12 protein-coding genes are annotated in these 14,920 nt (G+C 69.0%); 3 read left to right on the top strand and 9 right to left on the bottom strand.

Translation table 11 applies throughout. The annotated features are described in order from the left end of the window. Positions 1-71: 71 nt before the first annotated feature. The 7 genes from K318_RS0101405 to K318_RS0101375 form a co-directional block, all read right to left on the bottom strand. Positions 72-1,370 (bottom strand): type 2 periplasmic-binding domain-containing protein, encoded by a 1,299-nt coding sequence (locus K318_RS0101405; RefSeq protein ID WP_029088148.1) that lies wholly within the window; start codon positions 1,368-1,370, stop codon positions 72-74. Between the two features lie 338 nt (positions 1,371-1,708). Continuing rightward, a complete protein-coding gene (gene dctP / locus K318_RS0101400; RefSeq protein WP_029088147.1) occupies positions 1,709-3,007 on the bottom strand; it encodes a TRAP transporter substrate-binding protein DctP in 1,299 nt (432 codons plus the stop codon). A 194-nt stretch (positions 3,008-3,201) separates the two neighbouring features. Continuing rightward, positions 3,202-4,506, bottom strand: a complete 1,305-nt coding sequence (gene dctP / locus K318_RS0101395; RefSeq protein WP_051297321.1) for a TRAP transporter substrate-binding protein DctP — start codon at positions 4,504-4,506, stop codon at positions 3,202-3,204. Between the two features lie 124 nt (positions 4,507-4,630). Beyond that, positions 4,631-6,154, bottom strand: coding sequence for a TRAP transporter large permease (locus K318_RS0101390; protein ID WP_029088145.1), 1,524 nt, complete (start codon positions 6,152-6,154; stop codon positions 4,631-4,633). A gap of 41 nt (positions 6,155-6,195) precedes the next feature. Continuing rightward, the gene (locus tag K318_RS18560) at positions 6,196-6,732 is read right to left on the bottom strand and encodes a TRAP transporter small permease (RefSeq protein ID WP_051297320.1); all 537 of its coding nucleotides are present in this window, start codon (positions 6,730-6,732) and stop codon (positions 6,196-6,198) included. Between the two features lie 326 nt (positions 6,733-7,058). After that, positions 7,059-8,219: an acyl-CoA dehydrogenase family protein gene (locus K318_RS0101380; RefSeq protein ID WP_029088144.1), complete on the bottom strand. Its 1,161-nt coding sequence runs from the start codon at positions 8,217-8,219 to the stop codon at positions 7,059-7,061. 14 nt (positions 8,220-8,233) lie between these two features. Then, positions 8,234-9,376, bottom strand: a complete 1,143-nt coding sequence (locus tag K318_RS0101375; protein WP_029088143.1) for a thiolase family protein — start codon at positions 9,374-9,376, stop codon at positions 8,234-8,236. 180 nt (positions 9,377-9,556) lie between these two features. Between K318_RS0101375 and K318_RS0101370 the strand changes: the two genes are divergently transcribed. After that, positions 9,557-10,309, top strand: a complete 753-nt coding sequence (locus K318_RS0101370; protein WP_029088142.1) for an SDR family NAD(P)-dependent oxidoreductase — start codon at positions 9,557-9,559, stop codon at positions 10,307-10,309. A gap of 14 nt (positions 10,310-10,323) precedes the next feature. Then, positions 10,324-11,043 carry a TetR/AcrR family transcriptional regulator gene (locus K318_RS24515; RefSeq protein ID WP_029088141.1) on the top strand — a complete coding sequence of 240 codons (720 nt, stop codon included), beginning with the start codon at positions 10,324-10,326 and terminating at the stop codon, positions 11,041-11,043. Here K318_RS24515 and K318_RS18555 read toward each other — a convergent pair. Then, complete coding sequence (locus K318_RS18555) at positions 11,016-12,662, bottom strand: BCCT family transporter (RefSeq protein WP_051297319.1); 1,647 nt, start codon at positions 12,660-12,662, stop codon at positions 11,016-11,018. The two genes, K318_RS24515 and K318_RS18555, sit on opposite strands and share 28 nt — an antisense overlap. 270 nt (positions 12,663-12,932) lie before the next feature. Then, on the bottom strand, positions 12,933-13,691 hold the full coding sequence (locus tag K318_RS0101355; protein ID WP_029088140.1) for a DeoR/GlpR family DNA-binding transcription regulator: 759 nt from the start codon (positions 13,689-13,691) through the stop codon (positions 12,933-12,935). 30 nt (positions 13,692-13,721) lie between these two features. Here K318_RS0101355 and K318_RS18550 point away from each other — a divergent pair, with 30 nt between their 5' ends. Next, positions 13,722-14,897: an MFS transporter gene (locus tag K318_RS18550; RefSeq protein WP_156913731.1), complete on the top strand. Its 1,176-nt coding sequence runs from the start codon at positions 13,722-13,724 to the stop codon at positions 14,895-14,897. Positions 14,898-14,920: the final 23 nt, after the last annotated feature.

Raw genomic sequence — 14,920 nt, 5'->3', positions numbered from 1 at the left:
GGCCGGAACATCGTGCTCCGGCCCCGCCCTCGTGCGGTCGCCGTGTGCTCTCCGCAGATGAGCCCCTGCGCTCAGCTGGGGCGATGCTCCATGGCCCTGCCGTTCTCGTAGCTCGCCTGGGCGTAGGGGAGGAAGTCCGTCTCCGGGTCGAACCACTCGTCGAGATCCTCGACGGTGCCCTGGTCCTCGTAGCCGAGCTCCGCGAACCGCTCCTCCCATTCCGCACGCTTGTCCTGCACGTCCTCGGTGAGGGTCTCGCTCACGAGGCCGTTGCCGATCGCCTCCTCGGTGAGCTCGGCGGAGTAGGTGCTGATCTCCTCCTGCAGCTGATCGTCGAACGCGGTGACGGTGCCGCCGGCGTCCTTCGCCTGGCCCACCGCGGCGGCGTTGCCCCCGATGACGGCGAGCATGCCGCCGGAGGAGGCGAGGGCGTTGGAGTCGAAGATGATCTGCTGGTAGGCCAGCGGCAGGTCCTGGAACCTCGAGCCGGCCAGGTAGGCGCCGGGCGAGCGCGAGAAGCTCGCGGTCGTCGTGTAGCCGAGGTGCGGCGCGACCTCGAAGATGCCGGACTCCGCCGAAGGCACGAGCTGACCCAGGGTGCAGTCGACGGTGCCGCGCTGGAGGGCCTCGAAGGTCTCCGCGTACTCCATCGAGACGGGAGAGCCGCCCAGGTGCTGGACCTGGGCCGACTGCGAGGCCGAGGCGATGCGCACCTGCAGGCCGGCGAAGTCGTCGGCGCTGTCCACCTCCCGGTTGCAGACCGTGTAGTAGCCGCCGGAAGCGGCCAGCGGGGTCAACGGGGTGAGATTGCGCTCCTCGTAGGCCTCGAGGACGGATTCGTTCTCCCAGCCGAGCTCATTGCCCACGGCGTTGGTCACGAGCTCCCCGACGAAGGGGGAGGCGGGCATGCCGGCGAGTGCGGTGCCGAGGTCGTTGACCGCGGGGAATTCGGCGGGGAGGTAGACCGGCAGGGTGTAGGCGAGGTCGAGGCGGCCGTCGGAGAGGGCGTCGTGGACTTCGCCGTAGCCGGCGATGGCCTGGCCCCAGATGAGCTCGACCTCGATCTTGCCGCCGGAGCGCTCTTCGACGATCTCCTTGAAGACGGTGCCTGCGGGTGCCATGACGGAGTCGGGGGAGGCGGCTGAGGGCTGGAACTTGATGGTGACGGGGTCGAGGTCGGCCAGGAGCGCGTCGACGTCCTCCTGGGGGGCTCCGTACTCGAAGCCCTCTGCTGAGCCTTCTCCGCCGCCTCCGCCTTCCGTGCCGGCGGATCCGGCGCAGGCGGTGAGCGCAAGGGCGAGTGCCGCACCTCCTGCTGTGAGTGCCGAGGCCGTGGTCGCGTGCCTGTGGACTGTCGTCCTGTGTGTCATCGCTGCTCTCCTTCGAGTCGACGCTAAGGAGACTGTATGTGACGCAGCCCACATTCGGAAGGGTGATCGAGCGTATGTTCAGAGTCGTGCGCGGGGCGCTTGCCCAAAGGCGTGCGCGAGGCCCCTTCCCCCATCCGCAGCGTGGTCTGCCGTGCGAACGCGAGAACCCTCTGTGGCCGTTCGCACGGCAGACCGCTCTCACGAGCACACGCGAGATCACACGCGGGATCACACGCATGAGGGCGGGGCCTGAACGGAGTGTTCCGGCCCCGCCCTCATGCGGTCACCGCGCGCATGCGCTCACCGCACCTGCGCGCTCCTCAGGGGCCGCCCCGCGCTCAGTTGGGGCGGTGCTCCATCGCGTTGCCGTTCTCGTAGCTGGCCTCGGCGTAGGGCAGGAAGTCCGTCTCCGGATCGAACCACTCGTCGAAGTCCGCGACGGTGCCCTGGTCCTCGTAGCCGAGCTCGGTGAACCGCTCGTCCCATTCGGACTGCTTCGCGGTGATCTCCGCGAGGATGTCCTCGGAGATGTGGCCGTTGCCGATCGCCTCGTTCGTCAGCTCCTCGGAGTACGAGGCGATCTGGTCCTGCAGCTCGTCGCTGAACGCGGTCACCTCGCCGCCGGCCTCCTTCGCCTGGCCCACCGCCGCGGCGTTGCCGCCGATCACCGCCTGCATGCCGCCGGAGGAGGCGAGGGCGTTGGAGTCGAAGATGATCTGCTGGTACGCGAGCGGCAGGTCCTGGAAGCTCGAGCCGGCGAGGTACGCGCCGGGCAGACGCGGGATGCTCGCCGTCGTGGAGTAGCCCAGGTGCGGTGCGACCTCGAAGATGCCGGATTCCGCGGAGGGCACGAGCTGGCCCACGGTGCAGTCGACGGTGCCGCGCTGGAGGGCTTCGAAGGTCTCGGCGTACTCCATCGAGACGGGGGAACCGCCCAGGTGCTGGATGAGCTTGCCCTGCGAGCTGGAGCCGGCCCGCGCCTGCAGGCCCTGCCAGTCATCGGGGGAGCTCGCGGGGTTCGTGCACACGGAGTAGTAGCCGCCCGAGGCCGCGAGCGGCGTCAGCGGGGTCAGTCCCCGCTCCTCGTAGGCGCCCAGGACGGATTCGTTCTCCCAGCCGAGCTCATTGCCCACGGCATTGGCGACGAGCTCGCCGTGGAAGGGCGAGGCCGGCAGCGCCGCCATGACGGTGCCGAGGTCGTTGATCGCCGGGAACTCCGCGGGCTGATACGGGGGCAGGGTGTAGGCCATGTCGAGGCGGCCGTCGGAGAGGGCGTCGTGGACCTCGCCGTAGCCGGCGATGGCCTGGCCCCAGATGAGCTCGACCTCGATCTTGCCGCCGGAGCGCTCCTCGACCATCTCCTTGAAGACGGTGCCGGCCGGCGCCATGACGGAATCGGGCGAGGCCGCCGAGGGCTGGAACTTGATGGTGACGGGATCGAGGTCGGCCAGGAGCGCGTCGACGTCCTCCTGGGCGGCACCGTACTCGAACCCCTCTGCTGAGCCTTCTCCGCTGCCTCCGCCTTCCGTGCCGGCGGATCCGGCGCAGGCCGTGAGTGCGAGGGCGAGGGCTGCGCCCCCGGCGACGGCGGTCACCGCACGGGGCAGTGCGGAGCGGACTGTCTTCACTGTCGTCATCTCGGCTCTCCTTCGAGTCGAACTTCTGCGAGCACGTCCGTGCTCAGGGGTCTCAGCTGCGCTGAGGCCGGGCGACCGTGCTGTCGCTCCGGTTGCTGTGGGTGAGGGTGTGCGCCGCCGGCGTCGGCGGCGCACACCCCGGGAGTCTCAGCGGACTCCGGCGGGCGCCCTCGGGCAGGGCGCCCCGCGATCGGTCAGGACGGGCGGTGGGGGAGGAGCACCTCGTCGTAGATGGCCTGGCCGAGGGGACGGAAGTCGGAGTCGACGTCGTACCACTGGTCCATGTCCGCGGTGGTGCCGCCGTCCTCGTAGCCCAGCTCTGCGGCCTTGGCGGTCCACTTCTCCGAGGCCGCGGTGACCGCGGCCTCGAGGTCACCCTCGATGGGGCCGGACTCATTGATCTTCGCGAGGTTCTCCTCGTTGAACGCGGCGATCTCCGTCTGGAACTCCTCCGGGAACTGCTCGATCTCCCCGCCGGCCTCCTTGGCCTGCCGGATGCCGTCGGCGTTGCCTCCGATGGTCGTCATCATCTGGCCCTGGAAGTAGTCGGCATAGGAGTCGAAGATGACCTGCTGGTAGGCCAGCGGCAGCTCGGCGAAGCCGGATCCCGCCACGAGCGCGCCGGGGGCGCGGGAGAAGCTCGTCTCCGTCATGTAGCCGACATTGGGCGCGACCTCGAAGATGCCGGCCTCCGCAGAGGGCACGAGCTGTCCGAGCGTGCAGTCGACAGTGCCGCGCTGCAGGGCCTCGTAGGTCTCCGTGTACTCCATCGACACCGGCGAGGCACCCATGTGGGAGATGAGCTCCCCCTGTGTCTTCGAGGCGATGCGCACCTGGCGGCCCTGGAAGTCCTCCTGCGTCATGCCCGTGGCGCTGCAGACGGAGTAGTAGCCGCCCGAGGCCGTGATCGGAGAGATCGGGGTGAGGCCCTTCTCCTCGTACTCGGCGACGATCTCCGGGGTGTTCCAGGCGACGTCGAGGGCCATCGCGTTCGTCACCATCTCCCCGACGAAGGGGGAGGGGTCGCTGCCGCCGAGGGCGTCACCGAGGGCGTTCAGTGCGGGGTACTCCGCAGGCTTGTACACGGGCAGGGAGTATGCGAGGTCCACGCGGCCGTCCGCAAGCGCGGAATCCAGTTCGCCATAGGGGGCGATGGCCTGACCCCACACCATGTCGACGGTGATCTTGCCGCCGGAGCGCTCTTCGATCGCCTCGGCGAGCACGGTGCCGGAGGGAGACTGGACGGACTCCTGCGAGGCCGCCGAGGGCTGGTAGATGATCGTGACCGGGTCGAGGTCCGCGAGCGCCTCGTCGATTGCGGCCTGGTCGGCTCCGGCCTCGTAGCCCTCACCTCCCCCGCCTGCTCCTGCGCCGCCCCCGCTGCCGGCGGAGCCGGCGCAGGCGCTCAGCGTGAGGGACAGGGCGGCTGCGGCGGAGATGGCGCCTGTGAGGCGCCGGGTGCGGCCGGTCCTGCGAGGGGAGGTGGCGGGCAGTGCCATGGGTGGGATTCGCTTTCTTCTTGTGTGGATGGGAACTGTGAGGGGAAGGGCCGGGGCCCGGCCCCGGACACGCCCGAGGCGCGGTGCGGCGGACCGCTGCACCGCGCCTCGGCGGGCAAGCGGGCTACTGGGTGGCGGTGCCTCCGGCCGCCCGTTCGAGCAGGGCCGGCAGCCATTCGGTCATCTGGGGCACGAAGATCATGATGACGAGGAACAGGATGACGATGGGCAGGAACCAGATGAGGGAGACGAACACGTCCTTGAGGGTGATGTCCTGGCCCATGTTGACCTCGGGGTTCTTCGTGATGTTGTGCACGATGAACGGCAGCAGGCCCACGGGCGGGGTGATCATGCCGAGCTCGCCGAGGAGGACGACGAACACGCCGAACCACAGGGGGTTGACATCCATCGCCGCCAGCGTGGGCAGCAGGATCGGGACGGTCAGGAGCATCATCGACAGGGTGTCGAAGAACATGCCCATGATGACGTAGAGGACGATGAGGACGAGCAGGAAGCCCAGCCGGCTCAGCCCCAGGCCCACGATGAAGTCCGTGACCATCGGGGCGAGGCCGGTGATCGCGAGCAGGCGGGTGAGCATCTCCGCGCCGATCATGATGAAGAAGATCGCTGCGGTTGCGGAGACGGTGGACATCGCCGCATGGCCGACCTTGCTGAACGGCCTGTCCCTGCGGGTGTGCAGGAGGGTCAGCAGGAGTGCGGTGAGGGCGGCGGCCGCGCCGGCCTCGGTGGGGGTGAAGGCGCCGGAGAACATGCCGCCGAACAGCACGATCATGATGACCGGGAAACCCCAGATCTCGCCGAGCGACTGGAAGCGCTCGCCCCAGGTCACGACCTTCCTCTCACCCGTGCCCTTCTTGCCGCGGCCCACCAGGCTGGGGGCGAAGATGCCGATGCAGAAGATGAAGATCCCGTACGTGACGGCGATGAGGATGCCCGGCACGGCGCCGGCCATGAGCTGCGGGCCCACGGGCACGGAGGCGATCCCGGCGAAGATGACGAGGAGGATCGAGGGCGGGATGAGCCCGCCGGGCAGGCCGGAGACGATGACGGTGCCCACGGCCATGCGCTTGTCGAAGCCCGCCTTGAGCATCTCCGGGATGCCGGCGCGGCCCAGGGTGTAGGTCATGCCGATCGTGGAGCCGGAGACGGAGGCCAGACCCGCACCTGCGGCGGTCGTGCCGATGCCGATGCCGCCGGGCAGCCAGGAGAACCAGCGGTCCGTGGCCCGGTAGATCCGGGAGGCCATGCCCGACTGCGCCAGCAGCATGCCCATGAAGATGAACATGGGCAGGACGGAGTAGGACCACTTCGAGACCGAGTTGAAGGGCGCGGTCGCGAGGATGTTCGTGGTCGCGGGGATGCCGGCCAGGCCGTAGACGCCGATGAGGCTGGGCACGGCCAGTGCGATCGCGACGGGCACGCCCATGAACAGGAGCACGAGCATCATGCCGATGCACCACAGGCCGGCGGTGGGGCCGGAGCCGGAGGTGAAGAAGCCTGCGAGCGTGACGGCCAGCAGGCCGAAGCAGACGAGAAGGGTGACGTAGCCGGGCTTGGAGCCGCGGCGGGCCGATGGCAGCAGCGGGGGGAGCGTCTGCGCCTCGGCGGAGGTCTGAGTGGAGGTCATAGCGGTGTTCCGTTCGTGGTCCGTCAGCGGCGAGCCGGGGCTCACAGCGTCGTCTCTGCGGGATCGGTCTCGACCTTCTCGCCCGTGAGGGGATCGAGATCGCTGCGGCCGGTGCGGGCGATGACGACGATGTCGAGGATGTAGAGCACCGCCATGCTCGCGAAGACGAGGGGGACGAGGAAGTAGACCGGCCAGGTGATGATGTCGGTGACGCCGGCCGTCGAGCCGATCGAGAAGTTCTTCATCGCCTCCTGGAACCCGAACACCATGAAGCCCACGCTCGCGAGGCCGCACACGATGCAGGCGAAGATCTTGAAGATGTTGCCGGTGCGCTGCGAGAGCCGGTCGGTCACGAGCGTGACGGTGATGTGCTCCTTCTGCAGGTGAGCTGCAGGGATGCCGAGCAGTGCGACGGCCGGCAGCCACCAGTACGCGACGATCTCGTTGGTCCCGTAGATGGGGGCGTTGAAGAAGAAGCGCATGAGCGCGTGGGCGACGACGTGGAGCATCATCGCGATGACGGCGAGCGCTGTCACGGCGGAGAGCACCCGGTCGACGATCTGGTTCATATTGTGCATATGAAGTCACCTTTGCCTTCATCTGTATGCCGCACGCCGAGTGTGCACGGCCGCGGACGACGTGGATGAACTTATCGAATGATCATCACAACCGCAATGTGCTCCCGAGGATATCTGACGAAGTTCTCAAGTTGTGACCTGCGGAACGCGGAGGGTCCGAAACCGGTGTCCGCTCGCTGCCTCGTTCGCCGCCCGCTCATTCCTCCCCCTATGCAAGTTGCGTCTGCGTGCCGGCCGTGCATCACGGCCGGTGCGCAGACGCAACTTGTTGTTGGGATTCGGGTGGTGCGGGACCTGTGGTGCCCGGGCGGGCGGAGGGAGGGGCCTCAGCGGTGGCGGGAGCGGATGTCCTTGCCGATGATGTGCTTCATGACCTCGGTGGCGCCGCCGTAGATCGTCTGGATCCGGGTGTCGCGGAAGGCCCTGCCGATGGGGTACTCGAGCATGTAGCCGAACCCGCCGTGGAGCTGCAGGCACCGGTTGACGATCTCGACCTGGAGCTCGGCGGCGACCATCTTGGCCTTCGAGGCGTCCACCGCGGTGAGCTCGCCCGCGTTGAGGGCGAGTGCGCACTTGTCTACATAGGCCTCGACCGCATCGAGGCGGGCCTCCATCTCCGCGAGCTCGAACTGCGTGTTCTGCAGATCGCCGATCGTCCGTCCGTAGGCCTCGCGGCTGAAGACGTACTCCGCGGTGCCGTCGAGCGCGGCACGGGCTCCGGCGATCGCGCCGGAGGCGATCGTGAGGCGCTCATAGGGCAGGTTCACCATGAGGTGGATGAACCCCTGGTTGAGCTCGCCGAGCAGCTGCGAGTCCGGCACGCGGACGTCCTCGAAGCTCAGCTCCGAGGTGTCCTGGGCGGCCAGCCCCACCTTGTCGAGGTTGCGCCCCTTGGTGAAGCCGGGGGTGCCCGCGTCCACGATGAACAGCGAGGTGCCGCGGGAGCCCTTGGCCTCGGGGTCCGTCCGCGCGACGACCACGACGAAATCGCAGTTCTGGCCGTTCGTGATGAACGTCTTCGCGCCGTTGATGACCCAGTCGTCGCCGTCCCTGACGGCACGTGTGCGGATGTTCTGGAGGTCCGAGCCCGCTCCGGGCTCCGTCATCGCGATGGCGCTGATGAGATCGCCCGAGGCCAGGCCCGGCAGGTACTTCTCCTTGAGGTGCTCGGAGCCGAAGGCGGTGAGGTAGCCGGGCACGATGCCGTCGGACACGCCCCAGCCGCCCGTGGCCGAGCCCACGCCCCGCCGGGCGACCTCCTCCGCGCGGACCATCTCGAAGCGGAAGTCCTCGATGCCCCCGCCGCCGTGCTCCTCGGGGTGGGCGAAGCCGATGACACCGGCCTCGGCAGCCGCCTTCCACATGGAGCGGTCGACGATCTTCGCCTCCTCCCACCGCTCGAAGTGGGGGACGACCTCCTTGTCGAGGAAGGCCGAGACGGTGGCGCGGAAGTCCTCGTGGTCCTGGGTGTAGAGATCCCTCTTCATGCTTCCCGTCCCCCTCAGAGCAGCTCGAGGATGGTGGCGTTGGCCTGTCCGCCGCCCTCGCACATGGTCTGCAGGCCGTAGCGGATGCCATTGTCGGCCATGTGGTGGACCAGGGTGGTCATGAGGCGCGCGCCGGAGCCGCCGAGCGGGTGGCCCATCGCGATGGCGCCGCCGTTGGGGTTGAGGCGCGAGGCGTCCGCTCCCAGGTCCTGCAGCCAGGCCATCGGCACCGGTGCGAAGGCCTCGTTGACCTCGAAGGCGCCGATGTCGTCGATGCTGAGCCCCGAGCGCTTGAGCGCCTTCTGCGTGGCGGGGATGGGGGCGGTCAGCATGATGACGGGGTCGGAGCCGGCGAGCACGGCGGTGTGGACGCGTGCGAGCGGCTTGAGTCCCAGCTCCTTCGCCCGGTCGCCGCTCATCATGAGGAGGGCTGCGGAGCCGTCGGAGATCTGCGAGGCGTTGCCGGCGTGGATGACGCCGTCCTCCTTGAAGACCGTGGGCAGCTTGGCGAGCTTCTCCAGCGTGCCGCCGGGGCGGATGCCCTCGTCCTTCGTGACGGTGCCGTCAGCGGTCTCGATCGGCACGATCTGGCTCTCGAAGCGCCCGGCCTCGGTCGCGGCCTGAGCCTTGGCGTGCGAGTCGAGGGAGAAGGAGTCCAGCTGCTCGCGGGTGAAGCCCCACTGCTCGGCGATCATCTCCGCGCCGATGCCCTGGTTGGGGCGCACGCCGTCGTAGCGGACGCCGAACTTCTCGCCGTAGGGGCTCTTCCCCTGGGAGGAGGAGCCCATCGGGTTGCGGGACATCGACTCGACGCCGCCGGCGATGACGATGTCGTACTGGCCGGAGACGATGCCGGCGGCCGCGAAGTGGACGGCCTGCTGCGAGGAGCCGCACTGGCGATCGACGGTGACGCCCGTGACGGTCTCGGGGAAGCCCGCGGACAGCGCTGCGGTGCGGGCGATGTCGCCGGTCTGCTCGCCGGCCTGGGTGACGCAGCCCCAGATGACGTCCTCGACGAGAGCGGGATCGACGCCCGCGGTGGCGACGAGGTCCTCGAGCACGGCGGCGGAGAGGTCTGCGGGGTGGATGCCGGAGAGGGCTCCGTCGCGCTTGCCCGTGGGGGTGCGGCGGGCGGCCACGATGACTGCGTCTGGCATGGGATTCTCCTTCGAATGGGCCGGACGCTCACACGGCCGGCATGCTTGGCGACGCACCTGTCGAGACGGTACTTATCGTGCGTTCAGCTTCACATATCGCCGCAAACCAGTCAATATGGACTGGTGCGGTGAGAGGCACCGCAGATTCGCAGACGCACTCGCTCGAAGGGGAGTCATCACATGCAGATCAAGGATCAGGTCGCATTCGTCACGGGAGGCGCGTCCGGCCTCGGCCTCGCCACGGTCAGGGAGTTCCTGAGCCGCGGTGCCAAGGTCGTCGTCTTCGACCTCAAGACCACGCCCGAGGCCGATGCGCTGGGTGACGACGTCATCGTCGTCGAGGGCGATGTCACTGACGAGGACGCCGTCCAGGCCGCCCTGGAGCGGACGAAGGAGCTGGGTGACCTGCGCGTCGTCGTCAACTGCGCGGGCATCGGCGGCTCGCACCGCATCGTGGGTCGCAAGGGAGTCTTCCCCCTCGACGTCTACAAGAAGATCATCAACGTCAATCTCATCGGCTCCTTCAACGTGCTCCGCCTGGGTGCGGCCTTCATGGCGGAGATCGAGCCGGCGGGCGAGGAGCGCGGCGTCATCATCAACACGGCCTCCGCCGCGGCCTTCGACGGCCAGATCGGCCAGGCCGCGTACTCGTCCTCGAAGGGCGGGATCGTGGGCCTGACGCTGCCGGCCGCCCGCGACCTCGCGAGCCAGAAGATCCGCGTCATGACGATCGCCCCCGGCATCTTCAAGACCCCGCTCATGCTGGGCGCCTCGGAGGAGACGCTGAAGTCGCTGGGCGAGCAGGTCCCGCACCCCAAGCGTCTGGGCGAGCCGTCCGAGTACGGTCTGCTGGCCGCGCAGATCGTGGAGAACCCCATGCTCAACGGCGAGACCATCCGCCTGGACGGCTCCATCCGGATGGCGCCGCGCTGATCCGCAGCCGCGAGGTGGAGACGCCCGGCCAGACGGCGCAGCCCGGTCAGCGGCGGGGGAGGGAGGCCAAGGAGGCCATCCTCTCCGCCGCGATCGCGTGCCTGCTCGAGGACGGCTACGCCGCGACGACGACCCTGCGCGTACAGCAGCGCGCGGGCGTCTCGCGCGGCAAGCTGCTCCACCACTTCCCGTCCAAGCGGGAGCTGCTCGCCGCCGCCACCCGCCGGCTGACGGAGGATCGCCTGGCCGCCGTGGGGCTGTCGGAGGAGGGCGCCGAGGCCGGTGCCGGTGCGGCGGCGGGCTCGCCGGAGGGAACAGCTGCGAATGGCGGCGCGGACAGCGGCTCCTCCGGTGAGATCGCGGGTGCACCGCCCGCCGAGGACCGGGGTGCTCGGCTGGAGTGGATGCTGGACCGGCTGTGGTCGAGCTTCTCCGAGCCCAATTTCTGGGCGGCGGTGGAGACCTGGGTGGCCGCGCGCACGGACGCGGAGCTCGCAGGGCAGATCGTCGACCATGAGCGGAGCGTGCTCCGGAGGGTGCGGGCCAACGCCCATGTGCTCGCGGGTCCGCGGCTCAGTGCGCATCCGCGGTTCCCGCAGGTGCTGGACCTGCTCTTCACCAGCATGCGCGGCATGGCGCTCACCTACGCGTTCTCCGGCAGGCCGATGGACACCGAGCCGATGCGCGCCACCTGGCTCGCCTCCGCTCAGATGCTCCTGGATGCAGAGGACTGAGCTGCGGATGCATCCGCCTCGGGCACGGGCTCTGCAGAGCCCTCCGCCTCAGCCGGCGCCGCAGCGCCGCCGCGCGGGGTGACCACACCCTGCTCGATCGCCATGCGGCGCACGAACACCGGAGCGGCGAACACGGACGGGAGCATGAGGAAGCCCACCGGGGCGGCGGTGATGACGATGACCGACTGCAGTGCGCCGATCCCGCCGTCGCCGATCGAGATGAGGACCGCCGCGGCGATGCCCATGACGACCGCCCACGTCGCCCGCAGGCGCGTGGAGGGCTCGCCGGAGGCGGTGCAGGACTGCGCGATCGCGAACGACATGGAGTCCGTCGTCGTGGTGACGAACATCGTGGTGAGGACCAGGAAGAACACAGTGACGGGCAGCGAGAGCGGCAGCTGCGCGGAGATCGACATGACGACGGCGGGAACGCCGTCGGACGCGTACGCGCCGGTGACGCTGCCCGGGTTCCGCAGTTCCAGCGCGAGGCCCGTGCCGCCCAGCACCGCGAACCAGAGAGTGGTGACGACGGGCGCGAGCACGGCGTTGCTGAGCAGCAGGTCGCGAACGGTGCGGCCGTGGGAGATCCGGGCGACGAAAACGGACATGAGCGGCGCGTAGCCCACGAACCAGCCGAAGAAGAACACGGTCCAGCCGGAGAGCCACGCCTGGTCGCCCTGGTAGAGGGACAGGCTGAAGAAGTCGGTGACATAGGTGGCGAATCCGCCCGCCCAGGCGCGCAGGACGTAGCCGGCGGAGCCCAGCAGCAGGACCGCGGCCATGAGGATCAGCGCCATCCAGATGTTCACGCGGCTCAGGATCTGGATGCCCCTGCCGAGGCCGGAGGAGACGGAGAGCGCCGCCATGCCGGTGAGCACCGCGATGATGGTCAGCTGCATGGGGTAGCCGTCGGGGATCCCGGTCAGCACGGAGATCCCGTAGGAGACCTGCAGACCCAGGAAGCCGATGGGCCCCACCGTGCCGGCGACGACGGCGAGGACGGAGACGATGTCCGCCACCGTGCCCACCCAGCTGGTGAGGATCCTCTTCCCCATCACCGGGTAGAGCAGCGTGCGCGGGCGCAGCGGCATGCCCTTCGAGTGTGCGTGGGACATCACGACGGCGCCCAGGGTGCCCAGGATCGCCCAGGCGAGGAAGCCCCAGTCCACGAAACTCTGCGCCAGCGCATTGGTGACCCGCTCCTGCGCGGTGGCCGCCGCGCCGAAGTGCGGCGGCTCGTCGAGGTAGTGGGCCACCGGTTCGGCGGCCGCCCAGAACACGCCCCCGCCGGCCAGCAGCGTGGACATGATCATCGCCAGCCACTTGAAGCGGCTGTACTCCACGGTGGCGGTGCCGCCCATGCGTGCGCGGGCATAGGGGGTGAAGGCCAGGACGACTGCCGCGAGGAAGGTGGCGAGCAGCAGGAGCTGCCAGTAGCCGCCGAACCACTCCGAGGAGGCGGCGAACGCGGTGTCGATGCCGCTCGTGACGGCGTCGCGGAACACGAGGGCCAGGAGGATGAACATGGCCAGGACGCCGATGCTGATGAAGGCGACCGGGCGGTCGGGTGCGGAGGGACGTGCGGGCTGAGGGGACGCGGCGCTGGAGCGCTCGGGCATCGGTTCTCGCTAACGTTGAGGTGCGCTGCGCGCTCGGCCGGACGGCCGAGGCGCTGCGGTTGCGCTGCACGACGCTTCAGAGGCGTCGAGGCGAGCCGGGGGCCGGAGTGTGTCCTTCAGCCGCCGGGCTCGCCTCATGTGCAGCACAACAGTCAACCACAAGAGGGGTTGCGGAGCCCACCGCAGAGCGCCGCAGGTGGGAAACGTCTCAGCGGAGTGCCGGGTTCCGAGTAGCGGCTCCGCCACGGCCTCACCGGGCGAAGCTGGTGCTTACGCATTGTCGATGATGTCGACGCCGGCAGCGGTCATCCATGCTCTGGCTTCGTCGCCGAGGTTGTGCGTCACGAGCGCGTGGACTCGATCGGTCGGGCACGCCGTGAACGTGGCTGAGGTGCCGATCTTGTCCGCGGTCGAGACGGCGAGGACGCGCTGGGCCGAGTCGATGATCGCTTTCTTGACCTCGGCGTCGTGCGTCGACGTCGCGGTCAGCCCGGCTTCCTCATCCCAGGCGCAGACGCCGACCACGGCGCAGTCGGCCCGGAACTCGCGTATCTCCCGGATCGCGCGATGCCCCGACCAGGCAAGCTCCTCGAGGTCGAGCTCGCCTCCCGGGGTGATGATCCTAGCCCCAGGACATGCGCCCAGTGCTGATGCAGCCGGAACCGACAACACGAGAGCGGTGATGTCGCGCCCGGCGAGGGCTTGCGCGACGGCGGCGCAGGTCGTGCCGGTGTCGACGATCACGCTCGCACCATCGGGAATCAGCGTCGCCGCTTTCGCGGCGATGGTCTGTTTCTGCTCGATGCCGCTGTCGGCTCGCATGCTGTAGGGCAGCCGTGCGCCTCGTGCGGGGAGGCTGACTGCGCCTCCGTGTGTGCGGCGGAGCATGCCTTGGCGTTCGAGTTCGGCGAGGTCTCGCCGGATCGTCATCGTCGAGGTCTCCGTTACGCGTGCCAGCTCGCCCACCCGTGCGCCGCCCGGCACCCTGACGGCATTGATGATCGTTTTGAGGCGAACTGAACGTTGCATGTGTTCGATTCAAACGCGAGAGTGCTGGACATGCAACAGTCACAGGCCGGTCGGCGGGCGCGCGCGGCGACGATGGTCGCGTTCGCCACGAACGGGACGCTCCCGGCCACACTGCTCGCCCGCTACGCCGAGGTGAAGGACGCGCTCGATGCGGACGCCGGGGTCTTCGGGCTCCTCGTCGCGGGATTCATGATCGGCGCAGCCGGAGCCTTCCAGACGCCGGGAGCGTTCCTGCGACGCTGGGGCAGCCGCTGGGTGACCTCGCTCGGCACCGCATGGATGGCCGCTGCGTTCCTCCTCGCTGCCGCCGGTGTCGCGCTGGGCAATCCGTGGATCTTCACGGCCGGCCTGGTGCTGGCCGGATACGGAGACGCCGTAGTCGATGTCGCGCAGAACTCCCAAGGGCTCCGAGTGCAGGAGGCCCACCGGCGCTCGCTGCTGTCCTCGATGCACGCAGGATGGAGCATCGGTGCCGCTGCCGGCGGCATCGTGGGAACCATCATGGCGTCGGCCGAAGTGCCGCTGCTGATCCACCTGGCTGTGTGGGGCGTGCTCTGCACTGTCACGATGGCGTGCGCTGCGCGTTCGTTTCTTCCCGACCGTGCGGCCAGCGCAGGAGAAGGTCCTGCATCGGAGCCGCTCGGTCGTCGCGCCGCGTGGCTGCTCATCCCGCTCGCGCTCGTCGCTCTGGCCGGCGTCTCCGTTGAGGATGTCGGCAACAACTGGTCGGCCGTGTTCCTCGCCGCCGAGCGCGACGTTTCCCCGTCGATGGCAGGTATCGGGTTGAGCGTGATCCTGGGGGCGCAGTTCATCGGGCGGATGATCGGGGATCGCTTCATCGACCGGGTCGGAAACAGGCCGGCCGTCATCACCAGTCTCATCCTCATCGCCGGCGGACTCATCACGGCCGCCTGGACGTCTTGGGTGCCACTGACCCTGACAGGCTTCGCGTTGGCGGGCCTCGGCTGCGCGATCACCGTGCCGCTGGCGTTCGCGGGCGCTGATGCGCTGCCGGGCCTCAAGGCGCATGCCGGAGTGACCTGGGTCAACTGGATCATGCGAGCCGCCACCATCGCGCTCACACCCGCGATCGGAGGCATCACAACGATCGCGTCGCTTCCCATCGCGATCACGGCAGCAGCGTGCATCACCCTCGTCGCTCTCGCTGCGCAGATACGATCACCGGGGAAGCCTCGTGAACGCTAGAAGGTCCGCGACAGAGGAGGACG

Origin of the sequence: Brevibacterium album DSM 18261, assembly GCF_000426445.1 — a bacterium.
Classification (GTDB): domain Bacteria; phylum Actinomycetota; class Actinomycetes; order Actinomycetales; family Brevibacteriaceae; genus Brevibacterium; species Brevibacterium album.
The sequence above is the reverse complement of the archived record's forward strand: the minus strand, read 5'-3'. Positions and strand labels throughout refer to the sequence as shown.

Coding starts and splice junctions, on each gene's coding strand:
- K318_RS0101405 (WP_029088148.1), bottom strand. CDS start 1,370: ATGACACACAGGACGACAGTCCACAGGCACGCGACCACGGCCTCGGCA.
- dctP (WP_029088147.1), bottom strand. CDS start 3,007: ATGACGACAGTGAAGACAGTCCGCTCCGCACTGCCCCGTGCGGTGACC.
- dctP (WP_051297321.1), bottom strand. CDS start 4,506: ATGGCACTGCCCGCCACCTCCCCTCGCAGGACCGGCCGCACCCGGCGC.
- K318_RS0101390 (WP_029088145.1), bottom strand. CDS start 6,154: ATGACCTCCACTCAGACCTCCGCCGAGGCGCAGACGCTCCCCCCGCTG.
- K318_RS18560 (WP_051297320.1), bottom strand. CDS start 6,732: ATGCACAATATGAACCAGATCGTCGACCGGGTGCTCTCCGCCGTGACA.
- K318_RS0101380 (WP_029088144.1), bottom strand. CDS start 8,219: ATGAAGAGGGATCTCTACACCCAGGACCACGAGGACTTCCGCGCCACC.
- K318_RS0101375 (WP_029088143.1), bottom strand. CDS start 9,376: ATGCCAGACGCAGTCATCGTGGCCGCCCGCCGCACCCCCACGGGCAAG.
- K318_RS0101370 (WP_029088142.1), top strand. CDS start 9,557: ATGCAGATCAAGGATCAGGTCGCATTCGTCACGGGAGGCGCGTCCGGC.
- K318_RS18555 (WP_051297319.1), bottom strand. CDS start 12,662: ATGCCCGAGCGCTCCAGCGCCGCGTCCCCTCAGCCCGCACGTCCCTCC.
- K318_RS0101355 (WP_029088140.1), bottom strand. CDS start 13,691: ATGCAACGTTCAGTTCGCCTCAAAACGATCATCAATGCCGTCAGGGTG.
- K318_RS18550 (WP_156913731.1), top strand. CDS start 13,722: ATGCAACAGTCACAGGCCGGTCGGCGGGCGCGCGCGGCGACGATGGTC.